The organism is Streptomyces sp. NPDC028722 (genome assembly GCF_040637655.1).
Taxonomy (GTDB): Bacteria; Actinomycetota; Actinomycetes; order Streptomycetales; family Streptomycetaceae; genus Streptomyces.
This window is the reverse complement of sequence record NZ_JBEZWU010000007.1, coordinates 155,082-173,606: the sequence shown is the minus strand read 5'-3', so window position 1 is coordinate 173,606 and position 18,525 is coordinate 155,082. Positions and strand designations below refer to the sequence as shown.

The window sequence follows — 18,525 nt, the reverse complement described above, 5'->3', positions numbered from 1 at the left end:
CTCGTACGGTTCGCTGGGCACCGCCATCAGGTGGGCCACCGTCCATTGTCCCGCGCCCCCGCAAGGGCCCGTCGGCACACTCACGACCACCGAACGGCCGAACGGGCGCCGCAGGCTGTCGTCAGGGGCGCCAGTCCACTCGGTGTTCGGCGAGGTGGGCCAGTACCGCGTGGTTCGCCTCCCAGCCGTCCGGGAACTTCACCAGGGTGCCCAGCTGGACCGGTTCCGTGGACGGGTAGTCGTCCAGGAGGTCGCTCACGCCGGCGCGGCAGACCACGATGCACGCGTGGCGGTGGCGGGAGGCCAGGACGCACAGGCGGCCGGTCTCCAGGTGGAACGCGGTGGCGTCGGGGCGGCCGGAGAGCGGGTGCAGGACGACCGTGACGTCGTACTCGCGGCCCTGGAGGCGGTTCGCGGTGTCGACGGTCACGTCCGCGACACCGAGGTCGGCCAGGGCCGCGCGGACCGCCGCCGCCTGGTCGCGGTGGGCCGTGCCCACGGCGACCCGGTCGGCGGTGAGCGGCGTGGCGCCGCTCCCGGCCGGCGGACGCGGGGACGGGGGCGGCTCCGAGACCGCCGCACCGCCGCGGTCCAGCAGGCGCCGGACCACCGCCGCCACCGCCCGCACGGCCTCCGGGTCCGTGCGCGGGGTGTGCCGGGCGGGCAGCTCCAGCAGGCCCCAGCCGGTCTCCGCCGCCTCGTCGATGACCCGGTCGGGGCCGGAGCCGTCGGAGCGGACCGCGAAGGTGAGGCGGCGGTCGCCGTGGTCCGTGCCGCTGCGGAACGGGGTGTACGGGTAGAAGGCGCGCGAGACCAGGGGGGCCGCCGAGGCCGGCAGCCGCCACGACACCGGCAGCCGGTGCTGAGGCAGGCCCGGGTTGTGCGCCAGCAGGGTGGTGACCGCGGACGCCGACGGGTCGTACGACAGGCCCGCCCACTGGTCGCCGCCGACGGTGGAGAACGGGTCCAGCTGGCCGGGATCGCCCACGAAGAGCGCCCGCTCGAACAGGCCGGCCACGGCGAGCAGGGAGTCCGAGCGCATCTGGTACGCCTCGTCGACGATCGCGTGCCGCCACGGCTCGTCCACCGTCACGTGCGCCCACTTCGCGGCGGTGGACAGCACCACCGGCAGGCCGTTCAGGTCGGCGGCCTTCGCGGACGTACGGACGTTCGGCAGGGCGTCCAGCGCCGTGTCGTACGGATCGCTGTCGCTGCTGTGCAGGCGGCCGACCGGCAGCTCCGGCTCCTTCGCGGCGAGGCGCAGGACGAGGTCGTCCACCTGGGCGTTCGTCTGGGCGACCACCATCAGCGGGCGGCCCGCGCCGGCCAGCTCCAGGGCCGCGCGGACCACCAGCGTGGACTTGCCGGCGCCGGGCGGGGAGTCGACCACCACGCCCCGCTCGGTGCCGTGCAGCGTGTCGTGGAGGATCGCGTCGGTGGCGCGGGCGGCCGCGGCCGCGGGGTCGGAGCCGACGGTCGTCACAGCACGTCCTCCTCGGTCACGGTGTCGGGTGTCTCCGCCACGGGCTCGCCCGGCGGCCCGCCGTGCGTCCACGGGGTCTCCTCCGGGCCGGGCAGCTTCGCGCCGCCGCGCTGCTCGTGCTCGAAGAGCGTGAAACACACCCGGTCGCCCTTCTTGGGCACCGACCCGGGCTCGGGCTCCTTCCCCCGGCCCATCCGGTCCAGGATCCGCAGCACCAGCACGCCCTCGCCCTCGGCGCCGGCGAACTCCGCCGACTGCGGCCTGCCGCCCACCGATCGGTACACCCGGGCCCGCTCCCCGAGATGCGGCCGGTCCTCGGTGCGGACGGTCACCAGCGGGCGCGGGCTCGGCCGCCTGCTCTCGCTGTACGCCATCACCACCTCGGTCACCTCACCGGCGAACGCCTCCCCGGCCAGCCGCCGCCCCGCCATCACCAGCGGATCGTCCAGCGCCTCCTGCGCCTCCAGGCGGGCCTGCTCGCGCTCGCGCGTGGCCAGCTTGTTCGCGGCCGTCACCGCGTCGTCCCGGCGCGGCTGCGGGGGCTCCCCGGCCAGCACCCGGTCCCGGTGCCCGGTGAACGACCAGCGGTCCCGTGTCCAGCGCTCCTCGGCATGGGCGCCCTCCGGCAGCGCCCGCAGCAGGTCCAGGCCCCGCCACACCGCGTCCCAGGTGGGCCGGGTACGGCTCTCGACGAGAGCGCGGACGTCGCGTTCGGCAGCGGTGAGCGCGGCCAGCCGGTCGTCGGCCTCCAGCGGGTCCTGGGCGGCGGCCAGGGCGGTACGCGCGCGGTCGTACCGCTCGATCGCCGGGGCCAGCAGCCTGTTGTCGAACGCCGGATCGGTCGCGGGGCCGGCCGGCGGGCACAGCAGCTGTCCGGCCGCGTCCCGCGCCAGTTCGGCCCGGCGCGCGGCGTCCGCGCCGCTCTCGCCCAGGGGCGGGTCGATCCAGGCGAGCAGCGCGCCCAGATGCTGGTCCTCCAGGCCGGACTGGCCGGTCGCCCAGTGCCGGGCCAGCAGGTCGGTCAGGGCCAGGAGCAGGGAGGAGCCGGGCACCCGGGACCGCTCGCCGTAGTGGGTCAGCCAGCGGCCGAGCAGCGGCACCCGGGGCGGCGCCGGGTAGGGCGCGTCCGGATCCTGCTCGGCGGTGCGGCGAAAACGCGTCGAGCGGCCGAGGAGCCGTACGAAGTCCAGGCCCGCGCGGCTCGGCACGATCAGCTGGGGCGCGTCCGCGCACAGCTCGGCCTCCACCTTGACCCGCTTGCCGGTCTCCGGATCGGTCTCCGTGCGCTCGGCCGGCTGCACCGACTCCGCGAAGGAGTCCAGGTACGGCAGGACGGCGTCGGCCAGGTCGGCGAGGAACGTGAACCGCAGGTCCCGGTCGCGGGGCTGCGGCACGGCCAGCAGCCGGGGCGCGTCCCGGTCGGTGCCGACCAGCGCGCCGAGCGGGGCGCCGGTCTCACCGGCCGTGGTGAGCGGCACGAACACCAGCGGACGGTCGGACAGATGCCGGTGCCGGACGGTCGCGGCGGGCTGCGCCCGGCCGCTGCCGACGGCTTCCAGCCGGGCGAGGGTGTCGATCAGGGACACGTGGCCACCTCCCGGGCGGCCGCCAGGGCCTCCGCGCGCAGCCGGGCCGCCCGGCGCAGGGCCGCCACCGCCGGGTCGTCGGGGTCGCCGCTCTCGCCGCGGGCCGCCGCGAGGACCTCCTCGACGGTGGCCAGGCCGCCCAGTTCGGCCCGCAGGGGCCGGCCGAGGCGGGTGACGGCGCCGGCCGCGCGGGCGCGCTCCCGGCAGTGGAAGGCGAGTTCGCAGGCGGACAGGCACTCGGGCGCGTACGTCGCCGGCACCGCCTCCACGGCCGCCGTCAGCTCCTCGGCGGGCCGGTCGGGCGCGAAGCACGTGCCCTCGGGCAGCGCCCCGGCGATCTCCTCGACCCGGGTCAGCCGGGCGAGCTGGCGGGCGGTGACCGCACGCTGCTTGCGGACGTCCACGGCACAGCCCGCGGGCAGGTTGGAGAAGTCCTTCGGGCACACCAGCAGCACCCGGTGACGTACGCGCGGGGCGGGATCGAGACGGGCGGCGACGTCCTCCAGGGCGAGCACGTACACCGCGGCCTGCCGGGCCGCCGCGCCCACCTTCGACGGGTCCGCGGAGCCGTCCACCATCGGGAACGACTTGATCTCCACCACCGACCAGCTGCCGTCGGGGTGCACCACCACCGCGTCCGGCTCCACGAAGGCGAGCGAACCCGCCACGTCCAGGGCCAGCATCGGATGATCGAGGAGCGTCCAGCCGCCGGACCGGGTGGCCTCGCGCAGCGCCAGCGCCGTACGGGCCGTACGCCCCTGCGGACCGTGCGCGGTCAGATCGGGCAGGGCCGCCTCCGCGGGCGGTTCGGCACCCGGATCGAGGCGGGCGTGCGCCAGCCGCAGCAGTTCCGCGCCGCCGTCCGCCTTCACCCGCGCCTCGAAGGCGTTGCCCCGGGTCAGGGCGAACTGCGACTGCCCGAAGCCGGAGGGCGCGCCCAGCGCGGTCGCCAGCCGGGCCTTGTCCACCCCGGCGCCGTCCAGGATCGCACGCCGGGAGCAGCCGGGGTTCGCGGCGAGCGCCGCGAGGGCGCGCGCGTCCAGGGCCTTGGCCGGTACGTCGGGACCGCGCAGCTCAGCGAGCCGGTGCCGGAGCCCCTTCTCCCGCGCCGGTGGGGGAGACGTCCGGTCCGGCCGCGAGGTCGGGCGATGACGCGCGCTGCCGTGGAATTCGCTCACCCGCGGAAGTCTGGCATCCGGCACTGACAATCGGGGAACCGGTGGCGCCCGTGACCACCGGGGCGGGCCGGGACAGACGGGACCGGACCAGGTCAGCGGCCCGCGTCACCCGCGGCGCCAGCAGGAGACCGGCGCCCATCACGGCGACGCCCGCGACCGCGTCCAGGAGGTAGTGGTTGGCGGTGCCCATGACCACGAGCGCGGTCAGCAGCGGGTAGGCCACGCCGAGGATCTTCGTCAGGCGTGAGCCGCCGTACCGCCACAGCATCACCCCGCACCACAGCGCCCAGCCCACGTGCAGGCTCGGCATGGCCGCGTACTGGTTGGTCATGCCGCCCATGCCGCGCGGCGCGCTGGCCTGGCCGCCCCACCAGCCGTACGTGCTGTACTGCGCCATCGTGTCCACGAAGCCGTGGCCGGCGGAGAGCAGGCGGGGCGGGCAGGTCGGCAGCAGCGTGAAGCCGATCAGCCCCATGAACGTGGACGTCATCAGCCAGGTGCGGGCCGCCCGGTAGTGCCGGGCACGCGCGCGGAACATCCAGATCAGGACGGCGGGCGTGACGAGGTAGTGCAGCGAGGCGTACCAGAAGTCGGCCGGCACGCCGAGCCAGGTCTCCCGGGTGAACAGCCGGTTCAGCGGGTGTTCGGCGTTCAGGTGCAGGGCCTGCTCGATGCGCAGGATCGCCAGTCCGTGGTCGACGGCGCTGGTGACGTCACCGCGCGCGAGGAGCCGGCCGGCCGAGTAGCAGCCGTACACCAGCAGGATCAGCGGCAGTTCCGTCCACCAGCGCAACCGGGATCGCGGGGCCTCCTCGGTGCCCGGTGTCTCGGTCTGCGGCATCCGATCGCCCTCCCCCTTCTGCTGTACGGCGCGCCCCTGGCGGGCGACCGTGCCACTTTACGGTGTCCGATCACCGCCCATGAGGGCGCTCCCGCTTGCGCACCGGTGGCCGTTCCAGCCCTCGAAGACGCCGAGATCGCCCGCCGGGTTGCGCCGGAGCGCGGTGCGCGATGATGGAGGGACCGCATGCACACGTTTTTTCCGTGGCGTCCGTGTCGGCGCCACCGTCCCGGAAGGTCTCCCATGGCACCGCGCATCCTGCTGGCCCGGCACGGACAGACGGCCTGGTCGCTGTCCGGCAAGCACACCGGCAGGACCGACGTGCCGTTGCTGGAGGAGGGCCGGCGCGGGGCCAAGCTGCTCGGCGAGCGGCTGCACCGCGCTCCGCTGGACGGACTGGCGGACGCGGAGGTGCGCACCAGCCCGCTGTCCCGCGCGCGCGAGACGTGCGAACTGGCCGGTTTCGGTGACCGTGCCACGGTGTGGGACCCGCTCATGGAGTGGGACTACGGCGCGTACGAGGGCATGACCCCCGCCGAGATCCAGGCCGTCCGGCCCGGGTGGCTGATCTGGCGGGACGGCGTCCCGGAGGGCGAAACCCCGGCCGAGGTGTCCGCGCGCGCGGACGAGGTGGTGTCCTGGGCGCGCTCGGCCGACCGGGACGTGCTGGTCTTCGCCCACGGGCACATCCTGCGCTCGATCGGAGCGCGGTGGCTGGGCCTGCCCCTGGACTTCGCCGCCCGGATACGACTGAACCCGACGTCACTGTCCGTACTGAGCTGGGCCTACGGCGAACCGGCGATCGAGACCTGGAACGACGTGGGCCATATGGCGGTCTGACGCCCGCCACCGGACCGGCCGGGTGACGTAGCTCTCAGCACCGGGTGCCCCCGCCGGAGCCGGCGGCCGGGGCGGCGCGCGGTGACGTACGCCTCGGGGCACGCCCGCCCGGATGTGCTCCCCGGTCCGGCGGCCGGGTCCTACGCCCGGCCGGTTCGCGGCAGCGACGCGTGACGGTTCAGGAAGTCCGGGACGCCCGGCGCGCGGCGGTGCGGGAGCAGGGCCCGGGCCGTGGCCGCCAGCATCGTCTGGATGCGGGAGGACTGGACCTGGTCCAGCAGGCCCAGTACCCGCAGCCCCGCCTCGGCGGCCTCGTCGGGACGGCCCTCGTGGGCCAGGTCGTCGGCCAGTTCCGCCGTGTAGAGCGCGATGTTGCGGGTGAAGTGCGGATCCTGGAGCCGCGCCGCGCGCCGCGCGTGCCGCGACGCCCGCCGCCAGTCGCCCAGGGTGGACCAGCACTGCGCTTCCAGCCCCTCCAGTTCGGCCTCGCCGTAGAAGCTCATCCACTCGGGGTCGGCGTCCGAGCGGCCCCGCGCGAAGAGGGTCTGTGCGCGGGCCAGCGCCTGCTCGCAGCCGGTGCGGTCGGCGAGCCCCGCCCAGCCGCCCGCCTCGCGCAGCGCGAGCAGGGACATCAGCCGGTCGGAGCCCAGGGCACGGCCGGCGCGCTGCGCGGCCTGCGCGGCCCGGACCGCCTCCCGGGGGCGGCCGGCGTCCCGGGCCAGGAACGCGGTGTTGCAGAAGGCGTGCGCCTCCAGCCCCGGGTCGCCGGTCATGCGTGCCGTCGCCAGCGCCTCGGCATAGTGCGAGCGGGCGTCGTCGAAGCGGCCGGAGTCGTGGGCCAGCCAGCCCACGGAGATGGCGAGTTCCCCGGCTCCCGCGTGCAACCGGTCGGTGGTCGTCTGCCGGGTCGCGCCGGCGTCCAGCAGCGCGTACGCCGCGCGCAGCGGAGCCGCCGCGCGCCGGTAGAGGCCGTCCGCGCCGTGCCGGTCGTCGAGCAGCCGGATGCGGCGGACGGCCTCCTCCAGGGCGGCCGCCTCGGGGATGCCGACGCGGCGGGACGGCCGCCCGGTTGCCGCGGCACCGGTGGTGAGCCCCAGCGGGGCCAGTGTGGCAGCGGCCACCGAGGCGCCGGTGCCGGTCATGAACGCGCGACGCAGCACGTCGCTCTCCTCGTGGTTCCAGGGGTCGTTCTCGTACGGTTCGTGCGGGTCGTCCGGGGGGTCCGGGCGGGCCTGTTCGTGCGGGTTCTGTGTGTCATACGGACCGCAGGCCCCGCGCGTCTCATCCGGCACCGCGCGCGCCTCCACGGCCGTACGCGCCGCGCGTCCGCGGACGGCCGAACGGGGCGCGAAACCGAGGTCGGTCAGCGTGCGGCCGGGGAACATGTGCAGGAACACCCGTTCGTACGCGTAGTTGGGGCAGCGGATCTCGCCCGCCTCGACCCGGCCGACGTAGCGCGCGTCACAGCTCACCCGCTCACCGATCTCGCGCGCCGCCCGCCGGACCAGCGCCGCGAACTCGGCGGGTGAGCGCCGGCCGCGCAGCCGCCGGAAGGCGAGGTTCGGCCGGGGTGGCCGTTCGGGCTGTGACGAGGTCACCGTGGACGACGTCATGACCGGGTCCTCTCGTGCGAACCGTGGAAGCGTCGAACCGTGCCGGCCCCGGGGGCGGTCCGCGGGACGGGATGTCCGTGTGACGTCCTGAGTCCGGCGGGCCTGAACGTACCCGCTGTGCGGGACCGCCTGTACGGCGTTTAGCTATAAAACGGGCATCTCGCACGCGATCTGCCATGAAGTGCCATCCTTTGCGGCGCACTTGTGCCGTAGCCGTTGACGCGCTCACGCGTTGGACTCCATGGACCGCGAGTGGGCTGTGTGGTGGAGGCCGGCATGGAGAGCAGCCAGAGCAAGGACCCCCGGATGTCGGCGCCGCCGTCCGAGGAGGGGTGCGACCTCGTGACGGTACCGGCCCGGCAGGGCTTGGAGGCGGTCGACATCCTGCGCCGCGGCGCCTGCGACGCGGTGGGGCCCGTCCTGCACGACGACGGCTGCGGCACCCTCGGTTTCGTGGTGCCGGCCGGTACGGCGGCCGGCTGGGACGTGCCGGGCAGCACCTGCACCGAGACGGACGGGCGCGGACTGCGCCTGGCCCCCGAGCCGCCCGTCGCGGGCGCGGACTGGCTGCTGCCCCCCGGCGAGGCCGACCTGGCCACCGACCCGGCTCAGTTGCGCCGGGCTCTCGGGGAGGCGGCCCGGCTGATCGAGGCGGCCGACAGCCGCCGGTGACACGGCGGCCCGCGGCAGCTGCGAAAATGGACGGATGGGCAGGTCGAGAATCACACGCCGCGGGTCGGCCCCCGCCGGGGCCGTCGAGGAACCGGTCGACGGCGGGCTCGCGCGGCTCGTACCCGACCCGGACCGCGCCCGCGCGTGGACGCTGCTGATCGACGGGGCACCCCAGTCGCACGTCGACCTGGACGATCCCGCCCACCTGTCCTTCGAGTACCAGCGCCGCATCGGCCACGTCATCGACCTCGCCGCCCCGCCCGGCAGACCCGTGCACGCCGTGCACCTCGGCGGCGGCGCCTTCACCCTCGCCCGGTACGTCGCCGCGACCCGGCCCCGCTCCACCCAGCAGGTCGTCGAACGGGACGCTAGCCTGGTCCAGCTGGTCCGGCGCGAACTGCCCCTCGACCCCCAGGCCCGCATCCGGGTGCGGGCGACGGACGCCCGCGCGGGACTCGCCAAGGTGCCGGACGGCTGGGCCGACCTGGTCGTCGCCGACGTCTTCAGCGGCGCCCGCACCCCCGCCCACCTCACCTCCACCGAGTTCCTGGACGAGGTCCGCCGCGCGCTGAAGCCCTCCGGCGTCTACGCCGCCAACCTCGCCGACGGCCCGCCGCTCGCGCACCTGCGCGGCCAGATCGCCACCGCGGCCGCCCGGTTCGGCGAACTCGCGCTCATCGCCGACCCGGCCGTCCTGCGCGGCAAACGCTTCGGCAACGCCGTCCTGGTCGCCTCCGACCTGCCGCTGCCGCTCGCGGAACTCACCCGGCGCGCCGCCTCCGACCCGCACTCCGCCCGGGTCGAACACGGGCCCCGGCTCACCGACTTCACCGGTGGCGCGGTACCCGTGACGGACGAGGCCGCGGTGGCCTCCCCGGCCCCGCCGCCCTCGGTGTTCCGGTAGAACTCCGCGCCCAGGGCCGGCCGGGAGCCCGGCCGGCCGGTCAGTAGGTTCCGATCTCGACCCGTGGCGGGCCGTCGTGCCAGGTGCAGAACACCGACACCCGGTCCGCGCCCCGGGCGAACTCCACCCGGATCCACGCCGTCGTCTTCCACACCTGCATCGACCAGCCGGTCCCCGGGGTCGCCGACACGAGGGTCGCGCTCGAGGTGCCCAGGTCGAAGACCGCCCGGCCGCCGTCGGTGTCGTAGGCCCTGACCCGGCCGGTGGCGGATGCCGCGACGGTGGGGGAGGCGGAGCCGGTCGCGGGGGCCGGCGTCCGCGAGGGCGTGGCCGCCGGCGGCCCGGACGACGGACTCCCGGACGGCGACGGCGGGGCGGTCGGTGAGGCCGGCGGCTCCGGGGCCGGTGACTCCGGGCGCCGGGTGGCCGCGCCGGCCGCCGCGACCGGCAGGGCCCGCGGCGGCTCGTACGCCGTCCCCGCCATCACCGTGTGCACGCCCCACCACGACAGCGTGACCGCCGCTCCCGTCGCGAGCAGCCACGCCAGTACGTGTACGAGTCCTCTGCGCATCGCGGGCCATACTGCCCCAGGGGGACGGCCGTACGCACCTGTCGCGGGTTGTCCACAGGCACCCGCCGGGCGCGGTCCGCATGGCGTACGGTGCGGCGCATGGCAAGTGTTCTCGTGGTCGAGGACGACCAGTTCGTACGCTCGGCGCTCATCCGGCACCTGACCGACGCCGCACACACCGTGCGCAGTGTCGGCACGGCGCTGGAGGCGCTGCGCGAGGTCGCCCAGCTCCGCTTCGACCTGGTCGTCCTGGACCTAGGACTGCCCGACCTGGACGGCTCCGAGGCCCTGAAGATGCTGCGCGGCATCACCGACGTGCCCGTCATCATCGCCACCGCGCGGGACGACGAGACGGAGATCGTCCGGCTGCTCAACGCCGGGGCGGACGACTACCTCGTCAAGCCGTTCTCCGTCGAGCACCTCTCCGCCCGCATGGCCGCCGTGCTGCGCCGGGCCCGCTCCGCCGGCGCGGAACCCCCGCCCTCCGATGTGCTCCGCGTGGGCGGACTCACCGTCGACCCGCTGCGCCGCCAGGCCGAACTGGACGGCGTCCGGCTCGACCTGACCCGCCGCGAGTTCGACCTGCTCGCCTTCCTGGCCGGCCGGCCCGGTGTCGTCGTCGCCCGCCGGGAACTCCTCGCCGAGGTCTGGCAGCAGTCCTACGGCGACGACCAGACCATCGACGTCCATCTGTCCTGGCTGCGCCGGAAACTGGGGGAGACGGCGGCCCGGCCGCGTTATCTGCACACCCTGCGCGGGGTCGGCGTGAAGCTCGAACCCCCGGTGGCCGGGGAGGCGCCGCGATGAGATGGGCCCTGGTCAAGGTCTGCCTGGCGGTCACCACGATGGTCGTGGTCGCGTTCGCCGTGCCGCTCGGCCTGGTCGTCAAGGAGATGGCCCGCGACCGCGCCTTCGCGGGCGCCGAGCGGGAGGCCGCCGCGGTCGCGCCCGCCCTGTCCATCACCACCGACCGGGACGAGCTGGAGCGGGTGGTGGCCTCGGCCGGCGCCGGCTCCGGGATGGCCGTGCACCTGCCCGCCGACGGCGGCCGGGCCGCGCTCGACGTCGGCCCGCAGCGCGCCCCCGGCCGCGACATCCAGGCCGTGCGCGGACTCGGCCGCGCCTCCATCGGCTCCGTGCCGGGCGGCTCCGTCCTGCTCCAGCCGGTCGCGCTCGGTTCCGGCGCGATCGCCGTGGTCGAGGTGTACGTCCCCGAGGCCGAGGTGACCAACGGCGTCGGCACGGCCTGGGCGGTGCTCGCGGCCGTCGGCCTCGCGCTGATCGTCGGCTCGGTCGCGGTCGCCGACCGGCTCGGGGTGCGCATGGTGCGGCCCGCGCGGCGCCTGGTCGAGGGCGCGCACGAGCTGGGCGAGGGCAAGCTGGGCGCCCGGGTGCCGGAGGACGGCCCGACCGAACTGCGGCTCGCCGCCGTCGCGTTCAACGCCATGGCCGACCAGGTGGTCCAGCTCCTCGCCAACGAGCGCGAGCTGGCGGCCGACCTCTCGCACCGGCTGCGCACCCCGCTCACCGTCCTCCGGCTCAACGCCGCCTCCCTGGGCGCCGGTCCGGCCGCCGAGCAGACCCGGGCGGCCGTCGCCCAGCTGGAGCACGAGGTCGACACCATCATCCGCACGGCCCGCCAGGCCAAGCCCCAGACGGCCGCCGCCGGGCCCGGCGGCGGGTGCGACGTGGCCGCGGTGGTGCGGGAGCGCATGGAGTTCTGGTCCGCGCTGGCCGAGGACGAGGGCCGGAAGTGGCGGGTGGCCGGCGCCGACCGGCCGGTCCGGGTGCCCGTGGCCCGCGCCGACCTGGCCGCCGCCCTCGACGCCCTGCTCGGCAACGTCTTCCGGCACACCCCCGAGGGCGCCGCCTTCGCCGTCGACGTGCACAACGGTGACGACGCGGTGATCGTGCTGGTCTCGGACGCGGGCGGGGGCATACCCGACCCGGAGGCGGCGATGGCCCGCGGCCGGGGCTCCGGGAACGCCGGCTCCACCGGCCTCGGCCTGGACATCGTGCGCCGGCTGGCCGAGTCCACCGGCGGCGACGTCCGCATCGGCGGCTCGGTCCTGGGCGGCACCGAGGTGCGGATCCGGCTCCAGCTGGACGGGCGGGCACCGGCGGGCCGGGGTCACCGGGGAGCGGTGCGCCGGCGCCGGCCGCGTCGGCTGGTCCCGACCATTAATCGTTCCCGATCGCTTCCTTAAGCGCGCCATAAACCCGGCAACCACCGCCCCGAACAAGCCAATTGTCCGAATCGGGCCCGCTAGCGTGCTGCCGCATCACCACAGGTCGGGAAAGCCCTGTGACCCCCCCGTGAGCAGTAGAGGCAGGCACGCGCATGAGCACGCACCGGCGCAGGATCAGCGGCAGGAACAAGGCGATAGGCGGACTGGTGGCCGCCGCGGTGATCGGCGGCGGCGCGGTCCTGCTCACCGGCACCGCCAACGCGGCCGCGGTCAACGCCGCCTACACCCGGACCAGTGACTGGTCCACCGGGTACTCCGCCCAGTACGTCGTCACCAACACCACCGGCCGGACCGAGAAGACCTGGACACTGGAGTTCGACCTCCCGGCGGGCGCCAAGCTCGGCTCCCTGTGGAACGCCCGGTCCAGCGTGACCGGTCAGCACGTCACCGTGAAGCCGGCCGCGTGGGACACCGACGGCCTGGCCCCCGGCAAGTCGGTGACCGTCGGCTTCGTGGTCGACGGCAGCGGTGACCCGACGGGCTGCCGGATCGACGACGCCCAGTGTTCCGCGGACGGCGGCCCCACCCCCGAGCCGAGCGGCCGGCCCACGCAGACCACCCCGGCCCCCACCCCGACCCCGACCGCGTCGACCCCCGCGTCCACGCCCACCCCCACCGGCGGCACCGGAACCGGCACCACTTCCGACGCCGGCTTCGCCCCCTACGTCGACACCTCCCTCTACCCGGCCTTCGACCTCCTCGGCGCCGTCGACGCGACCGGCGTGAAGAACTACAACCTCGCCTTCGTCAACGACGGCGGCGGCTGCACCCCCAAGTGGGGCGGTGTGACCGACGTCAACAGCGACGCCGTGGCCGCGCAGATCGGCTCGCTGCGCGCCAAGGGCGGTGACGTCCGCGTCTCCTTCGGCGGCGCCTCCGGCTCCGAGCTGGCCACCACCTGCTCCTCTGCGGACGCGCTGGCGACGGCGTACGGCAAGGTGGTCGACGCGTTCAAACTGACCAAGGTCGACTTCGACGTCGAGGGCGGCGCGCTGCCCAACACCGCGGCCAACACCCGCCGCGCCCAGGCCATCGCCAAGCTCCAGGCCCAGCACCCCGGCCTGGACGTCTCCTTCACCCTCCCGGTGATGCCCGAGGGCCTCACCCAGGACGGCGTGAACCTGCTGTCCGACGCCAAGGCCAACGGCGTCAGGATCAACACCGTCAACATCATGGCGATGGACTACGGCCCCTCGTACAGCGGCGACATGGGCACCTATGCCGAGCAGGCCGCCACCGCCACGCAGGCGCAGATCAAGAGCGTGCTGGGGCTGTCCGACTCCGCCGCCTGGAAGGCCGTCGCGGTCACCCCGATGATCGGCGTCAACGACGTCTCCTCCGAGGTCTTCAAGGTCGAGGACGCCACCCAACTGGTGGACTTCGCCAGGTCCAAGGGGATCGGCTGGCTCTCCATGTGGTCCGCGACCCGCGACCAGCAGTGCGCCGGCGGTCCCAAGTCCACCGCCGACGCCACGTGCAGCTCCATCAGCCAGGACACGAACGCGTTCGCCAAGGCGTTCGGCGCGTACAAGTAGCACCCGGCCGGCACCCTGCCACCCCCGGCCGGCATCCCCGGGCGCGGCCCGCCCCCACGACGGGCCGCGCCCGGGACGGTCAGGCCAGGGACTCCACCGACGGCAGCGTCCCGGTCCGCGCCGCCTCCCCGTACCACCGCGCGCTGGACTTCGGGGTGCGCTCCAGCGTCGCGTAGTCCACGTACACCGCGCCGAACCGCTTGCCGTAGCCGTAGGACCACTCGAAGTTGTCCATCAGTGACCACAGGAAGTAGCCGCGCACATCGGCGCCGTCGGTGATGGCGTGCCGTACCTCCGCGAGGTGGCCGCGGAGGTAGGCGATGCGCTCGGGGTCGTGGACGCGGCCCTCGGGGTCGGGCTTGTCGTCGTAGGCCGCGCCGTTCTCGGTGATGTAGAGCGGGAGCCCGGGGGCCTCGCGCGAGTAGCGCATCAACAGGTCGTACAGGCCCGTCGGGTCGATCGTCCAGCCCATCTCCGTGCGCTCGCCGGGGGTCTGGTGGAAGAGGATGTCGTCGGCGGCGGGCCAGGGGGAGTGGTCGCTCGTGCCGTGGCCGTCCGCCCGGGGACCCTTGACGTCCCCGGAGACGGCCGAGACCAGCGCCGGCGTGTAGTAGTTGAGGCCGAGGGCGTCCAGCGGCGCGTTGATCGTACGGACGTCGCCGTCGAGGACGTACGACCAGTCGGTGACCGAGGCGGTCGCGGCGAGCAGCGTCTCCGGGTACGCGCCGTGCAGCATCGGGCCGTGGAAGACGCCGTTGGCGAGGTCGTCGATGCGGCGGGCCGCCGTCAGGTCGGCCGGGTCCTGCGTGAGGGGCCGTACGACCGAGGAGTTGAGGCTGATCGCGATCTGGTTGCGGGCCGGCATGGCCGACCGCAGGGCCGAGGCCGCCAGGCCGTGCCCCAGGTTGAGGTGGTGGGCCGCGCGCAGGGAGGCCGCCGGGTCGGTGCGGCCGGGGGCGTGCACCCCGGAGGCGTAGCCCAGGAAGGCGCTGCACCAGGGCTCGTTGAGGGTGATCCACTGTTCCACCCGGTCGCCGAGCGCCTCGCCGACGAGCTGCGCGTACTCGGCGAACCGGAACGCGGTGTCCCGCTCCGGCCAGCCGCCCGCGTCCTCCAGCTCCTGCGGCAGGTCCCAGTGGTAGAGGGTGACCGCCGGCTTGATGCCGGCCGCCAGCAGCTCGTCGACCAGCCGGCGGTAGAAGTCCAGGCCCCGCTGGACCGCCGGCCCGCGGCCCGTGGGCTGCACCCGGGACCACGAGACGGAGAAGCGGTAGGCGTTCAGGCCCAGCTCCGCCATCAGCGCCACGTCGTCGCGGTAGCGGTGGTAGTGGTCGACCGCGACGTCCCCCGTCTCGCCGCCGGCCGTCTTGCCCGGCGTATGGCTGAACGTGTCCCAGATCGAGGGGGTGCGGCCGTCCTCCCGCACCGCCCCCTCGATCTGGTACGCCGAGGTCGCTGCGCCCCAGAGGAAGGCGGGCGGGAAGGTCACGGACGACGGAACGGAGTCAGGCATGGAAGCGCTCCCATTGACGGTCGGAAAGGGCCGACGGATGAGGGGGAAGAAGGGGCCGGGACGGCGGTGACCCGGCCCCCGGGAGGTCGTGCGGGCACAGTCGTGCGGGCGGATCAGCCCTTGATCGCGCCCTGCATGATCCCGCCCACGATCTGCTTGCCGAACAGCAGGAAGGCGATCAGCAGCGGCAGCGTGCCCAGCAGCGCGCCCGCCATGATCACCGCCTGGTCGGGGACGTAACCGGTGCCGAGCGAGTTCAGGGCGACCTGCACGGTCGGGTTCTGCTGGGTCAGGGCGATGATCGGCCACAGGAAGTCGTTCCAGGCGAACACGAACGTCAGCAGACCGAGCACCGCCATCGCCGGCCGCGCGGCCGGGAAGACGACGTGCCAGACGATCCGCAGGCTGCTCGCCCCGTCCACCCGGGCCGCCTCGATCAGCTCGGTGGGCAGCGCCTGCACCAGGTACTGCCGCATGAAGAACGTGCCGAACGCGGTCACCAGGCTCGGCAGGATCACCGTCTGGAGCTGGTTGGACCAGCCCAGATTCGACATCCACAGATACAGCGGTACGACGGCCAGCTGCGGCGGGATCATCATGGTGCCGATGGTCAGCAGCAGCAGCACGCCGGAGAACCGGAACCGCAGTTTGGCGAAGGCGAACCCGGCCAGTGTGGAGAACAGCACCGTGCTCACGGTGATCGTGCCCGCCACGATCACCGAGTTGAGCATCGCGGTGCCGAGCCCGGCCTGGTCCCAGGCCGCCTCCAGATTGCGGAACAGGTTGCCGCCGAACCACAGCGGTGGCGGGGTCTGGGCCAGCCGCCGGTCGGTGCGGGAGGCCGCGATCGCCGTCCACACCAGCGGGGCCAGCGAGACCAGCGCGAACACGGCCAGCACGAGGTACGTCACCGGGCCCGCGTGCAGCTGCTTGCCGGCGCCCATGCGACCGCGCTGCCGCGGCGCCTTTCCTTCCCGGCGCCCGGCCCGGGGGATGGTCAGTTGGCTCATTGGGACTTCCTCAGCCGTCGGGTGAGCAGCAGGTTGACCGCGGCGATGATCAGCAGGAGCAGGAACATCGACCAGGCGATCGCGGACGCCTTCCCGAGGTTGCCGATGATCCAGCCCTGGTCGTACATGTACAGACCGAGCGTCTGGTACTGGTGCTCGGAGCCGCCCTTGGAGCCGCTGACCCCGCCGAACAGCAGCGGCTCGCCGAAGAGCTGGGTCGCGCCGATGGTGGAGACGACGACCGTGAACAGGATCGTCGGCCGCAGCTGCGGGACCGTCACGTGCCGGAACTGCTGCCAGCGGTTCGCGCCGTCGATCGCCGCCGACTCGTACAGGTCGGCCGGGATGGCCTGCATCGCCGCCAGATAGATCAGCGCGTTGTAGCCGGTCCACCGCCAGATCACGATCGAGGACACCGCGAACTGCGAACCCCAGTCCGACTCACGCCAGTTGACCGGGTCCACCCCGAAGAAGTGCAGGACCCAGTTGACCATGCCGCCGTCCCACGAGTACAGCAGCGTGAACACCAGGGTCGCCGCGGCCACCGAGGTGGCGTACGGGGTCAGCATCACCACGCGCCACATGGTGGAACCGCGCAGCTTGTAGTTCAGCAGGTGCGCGAGCCCGAGCGCGGCAAGGAGCTGCGGCACGGTCGAGATCAAGCCGATGCTGAACGTGTTCTTCAGGGCGTTCCAGAAGAAGTCCGAGGACAACAGGTTCCGGTAGTTGTCCAGGCCCGCCCAGGTCTGGTGGTCCAGCGAGGACAGCTGCACGTCGTGCAGCGAGTACCAGGCCGTGTAGAGCAGCGGTATCAGGGAGAAGGCCCCGAAGAGCACGAAGAAGGGGGCGACGAAGGCGTACGGCGCCGCCTTCGTGTCCCAGCGGTAGAACCGGCTGCGCCAGGAGTCGGCGCCCGCCGGCGCGCCGCGACCGCGAGCGCCCCGGGCCGCGCCCGGCGGGGTGCCGGGCGCGGCCTCGGCGCTCGACGCGGGATGCGCGAGTGCCTGCTTGGAGCTGCTCACTGGCCGAGCACGTCCTTGATCTCGTTCCTCGCGGCGTCCCAGCCCTGCTCGGGCGACTTGCCCTTCTGCTCGACCTGGAGGATGCCCACGTCGGTCAGCGCGGTGTTGATGGGCTGGTCCTTGATGCCGAAGTACTGCGTCGGGATCGTCTTCGCCGAGTCGGAGAAGATCTGCGTGATCGGCGCGTTCGAGAAGTACGCCGTCGTGTCCGCGGCCGGCTTCAGGCTCGCGTAGGCCGACGGGGTGGACGGGAAGCTGGCCTGCTTGGCGAAGACCTTCGCCTGCTGCTCCGGCGCGGTCAGCCACTTCGCCAGGGCGATGGCCTCCTTCTGGTGCTTGCCCGCCGTCGGCACGCCGAGGAAGGAGCCGCCCCAGTTGGCCGCGGTGGGCGCCGCCGCCACGTCCCAGTTGCCCTTGCCCGCGTCACCGGACTTCTGCTCGATGTAGCCCATCATCCAGGCCGGGCAGGCCACGCTCGCGAAGGAGCCGTTCGCGAAGCCCTGGTCCCACGGCTTGTCGAACTGCTTCAGCTTCGCCGACATGTCGCTGGTGGCGACCGTCATCGCGGCGTCCCAGGCCTTCTTCACACCCTGGGACCTGTCCCAGACGACGTTGCCGTCCTTGTCGTAGTACCGGGTGGCACCGCCGCCGAGGGCGGCGTTGTAGACGGAGGACGCGGAGTCCACGAACTTCGCGCCATTGGGCGCCTTCTTCATGAACTTCTTGCCCAGGTCGACGTACTTGGCCCAGTCGCCCTTCCACTGGGCGGCCAGCTTGGTGCGGTCCGTCTCCAGCCCGGCCTTCTGGAACAGGTCCTTGCGGTAGCAGATGGCCATCGGCCCGATGTCGGTGCCGAGCCCGATGGTCCTGCCGTCCTTCGTGGTGGCCTGCGCGACCTTCCAGTCCAGCCACTGCGACTTGTCGACCTCCTTGCCGAGGTCGACGAACTTGTTCGCCTGGGTCTGCACGGCCTCGGTGATGTTGCCGACCTCGATGGCCTGGACGTCGTCCGTGCCGGAGCCCGCCTGGAGACGGGTGAGCACCTTCGGCCAGTACACGTCGGTACGGGTGGTGACGTTCTCCTTGATGCTGATGTCCGGATGCAGCTTCGTGTACTCGTCGTAGAGGCCGGCCTGCTTGTAGCCGAAGACGCCGAAGGTCCCGATGGTCAGCGTGATCTTGCCCTTGCCACTGCCGTCGCCACCCGAGTTGTCCGACGAGCCGTCGTTCGAGTCGTTGGCGCAGCCGGCCAGCAGCCCCGTGGTCAGTGCGGCCACGGCCGCGAAGGCCATGAACCGATGTGACCGGCGGATGCTCGTGCGCATGTCGTCCTCCTGTTGCCTGACGTGCCGACCCCCCGGCCAACTGCATGGAATCGGGCCCGTTCGTACTCGCTGCGGCTCGGGCGGGGAACGTGCGGGATATGTAGGTGTCAGGTACTGTGGGAGCGCTCCCACGAGTGATGAGTTGAAGAGTCGTCGCTTCCGAGCGGGGTGTCAAGGGACCGG

The 18,525-nt window shown here is 73.7% G+C and carries 16 protein-coding genes; 6 read left to right on the top strand and 10 right to left on the bottom strand.

The window, feature by feature from the left end; genetic code table 11:
- Nucleotides 1-121: 121 nt before the first annotated feature.
- From AB0F03_RS14070 to AB0F03_RS14055, 4 genes are read right to left on the bottom strand one after another with little or no spacing between them, the layout of a single operon-like run.
- Complete coding sequence (locus AB0F03_RS14070) at nt 122-1,483, bottom strand: AAA family ATPase (protein ID WP_361990427.1); 1,362 nt, start codon at nt 1,481-1,483, stop codon at nt 122-124.
- A complete protein-coding gene (locus AB0F03_RS14065; protein WP_361990424.1) occupies nt 1,480-3,069 on the bottom strand; it encodes a hypothetical protein in 1,590 nt (529 codons plus the stop codon). The genes AB0F03_RS14070 and AB0F03_RS14065 overlap by 4 nt, the downstream gene beginning before the upstream one ends.
- The gene (locus AB0F03_RS14060; protein ID WP_361990842.1) at nt 3,060-4,142 is read right to left on the bottom strand and encodes a hypothetical protein; all 1,083 of its coding nucleotides are present in this window, start codon (nt 4,140-4,142) and stop codon (nt 3,060-3,062) included. Before AB0F03_RS14060 ends, AB0F03_RS14065 begins: the two co-directional genes overlap by 10 nt.
- 1 nt (nt 4,143) lies before the next feature.
- Complete coding sequence (locus AB0F03_RS14055) at nt 4,144-5,088, bottom strand: phosphatase PAP2 family protein (RefSeq protein WP_361990421.1); 945 nt, start codon at nt 5,086-5,088, stop codon at nt 4,144-4,146.
- A 243-nt stretch (nt 5,089-5,331) separates the two neighbouring features.
- Here AB0F03_RS14055 and AB0F03_RS14050 point away from each other — a divergent pair, with 243 nt between their 5' ends.
- Nucleotides 5,332-5,928 (top strand): histidine phosphatase family protein, encoded by a 597-nt coding sequence (locus AB0F03_RS14050; protein ID WP_361990418.1) that lies wholly within the window; start codon nt 5,332-5,334, stop codon nt 5,926-5,928.
- A 140-nt stretch (nt 5,929-6,068) separates the two neighbouring features.
- On the opposite strand, the gene AB0F03_RS14045 is transcribed toward AB0F03_RS14050, so the two are convergent.
- Nucleotides 6,069-7,541 (bottom strand): hypothetical protein, encoded by a 1,473-nt coding sequence (locus AB0F03_RS14045; protein WP_361990415.1) that lies wholly within the window; start codon nt 7,539-7,541, stop codon nt 6,069-6,071.
- A 276-nt stretch (nt 7,542-7,817) separates the two neighbouring features.
- On the opposite strand from AB0F03_RS14045, the gene AB0F03_RS14040 reads away from it, so the two are divergent.
- Together AB0F03_RS14040 and AB0F03_RS14035 are read left to right on the top strand one after the other, a co-directional pair.
- Nucleotides 7,818-8,213, top strand: a complete 396-nt coding sequence (locus tag AB0F03_RS14040) for a hypothetical protein (RefSeq protein ID WP_361990412.1) — start codon at nt 7,818-7,820, stop codon at nt 8,211-8,213.
- 34 nt (nt 8,214-8,247) lie between these two features.
- Nucleotides 8,248-9,117, top strand: a complete 870-nt coding sequence (locus tag AB0F03_RS14035) for a fused MFS/spermidine synthase (protein ID WP_361990409.1) — start codon at nt 8,248-8,250, stop codon at nt 9,115-9,117.
- A 40-nt stretch (nt 9,118-9,157) separates the two neighbouring features.
- On the opposite strand, the gene AB0F03_RS14030 is transcribed toward AB0F03_RS14035, so the two are convergent.
- Entirely contained in the window at nt 9,158-9,688 is a 531-nt protein-coding gene (locus tag AB0F03_RS14030; protein ID WP_361990406.1) for a hypothetical protein, read from the bottom strand.
- A gap of 99 nt (nt 9,689-9,787) precedes the next feature.
- On the opposite strand from AB0F03_RS14030, the gene AB0F03_RS14025 reads away from it, so the two are divergent.
- From AB0F03_RS14025 to AB0F03_RS14015, 3 genes are all read left to right on the top strand, one after another.
- Complete coding sequence (locus AB0F03_RS14025; protein WP_361990403.1) at nt 9,788-10,495, top strand: response regulator transcription factor; 708 nt, start codon at nt 9,788-9,790, stop codon at nt 10,493-10,495.
- On the top strand, nt 10,492-11,895 hold the full coding sequence (locus AB0F03_RS14020) for a HAMP domain-containing sensor histidine kinase (protein WP_361990400.1): 1,404 nt from the start codon (nt 10,492-10,494) through the stop codon (nt 11,893-11,895). Before AB0F03_RS14025 ends, AB0F03_RS14020 begins: the two co-directional genes overlap by 4 nt.
- Nucleotides 11,896-12,029: 134 nt before the next feature.
- Nucleotides 12,030-13,472 carry a cellulose binding domain-containing protein gene (locus tag AB0F03_RS14015; protein ID WP_361990397.1) on the top strand — a complete coding sequence of 481 codons (1,443 nt, stop codon included), beginning with the start codon at nt 12,030-12,032 and terminating at the stop codon, nt 13,470-13,472.
- A gap of 79 nt (nt 13,473-13,551) precedes the next feature.
- Here the strand turns inward: AB0F03_RS14015 and AB0F03_RS14010 are convergent, their stop codons facing one another.
- From AB0F03_RS14010 to AB0F03_RS13995, 4 genes are all read right to left on the bottom strand, one after another.
- On the bottom strand, nt 13,552-14,985 hold the full coding sequence (locus tag AB0F03_RS14010; protein WP_361990394.1) for a GH1 family beta-glucosidase: 1,434 nt from the start codon (nt 14,983-14,985) through the stop codon (nt 13,552-13,554).
- A 113-nt stretch (nt 14,986-15,098) separates the two neighbouring features.
- Nucleotides 15,099-15,995: a carbohydrate ABC transporter permease gene (locus AB0F03_RS14005; RefSeq protein WP_361990391.1), complete on the bottom strand. Its 897-nt coding sequence runs from the start codon at nt 15,993-15,995 to the stop codon at nt 15,099-15,101.
- Nucleotides 15,992-17,017 carry a sugar ABC transporter permease gene (locus AB0F03_RS14000; protein ID WP_356823804.1) on the bottom strand — a complete coding sequence of 342 codons (1,026 nt, stop codon included), beginning with the start codon at nt 17,015-17,017 and terminating at the stop codon, nt 15,992-15,994. Before AB0F03_RS14000 ends, AB0F03_RS14005 begins: the two co-directional genes overlap by 4 nt.
- Nucleotides 17,014-18,342, bottom strand: coding sequence for an ABC transporter substrate-binding protein (locus AB0F03_RS13995; protein ID WP_361990387.1), 1,329 nt, complete (start codon nt 18,340-18,342; stop codon nt 17,014-17,016). Before AB0F03_RS13995 ends, AB0F03_RS14000 begins: the two co-directional genes overlap by 4 nt.
- Nucleotides 18,343-18,525: the final 183 nt, after the last annotated feature.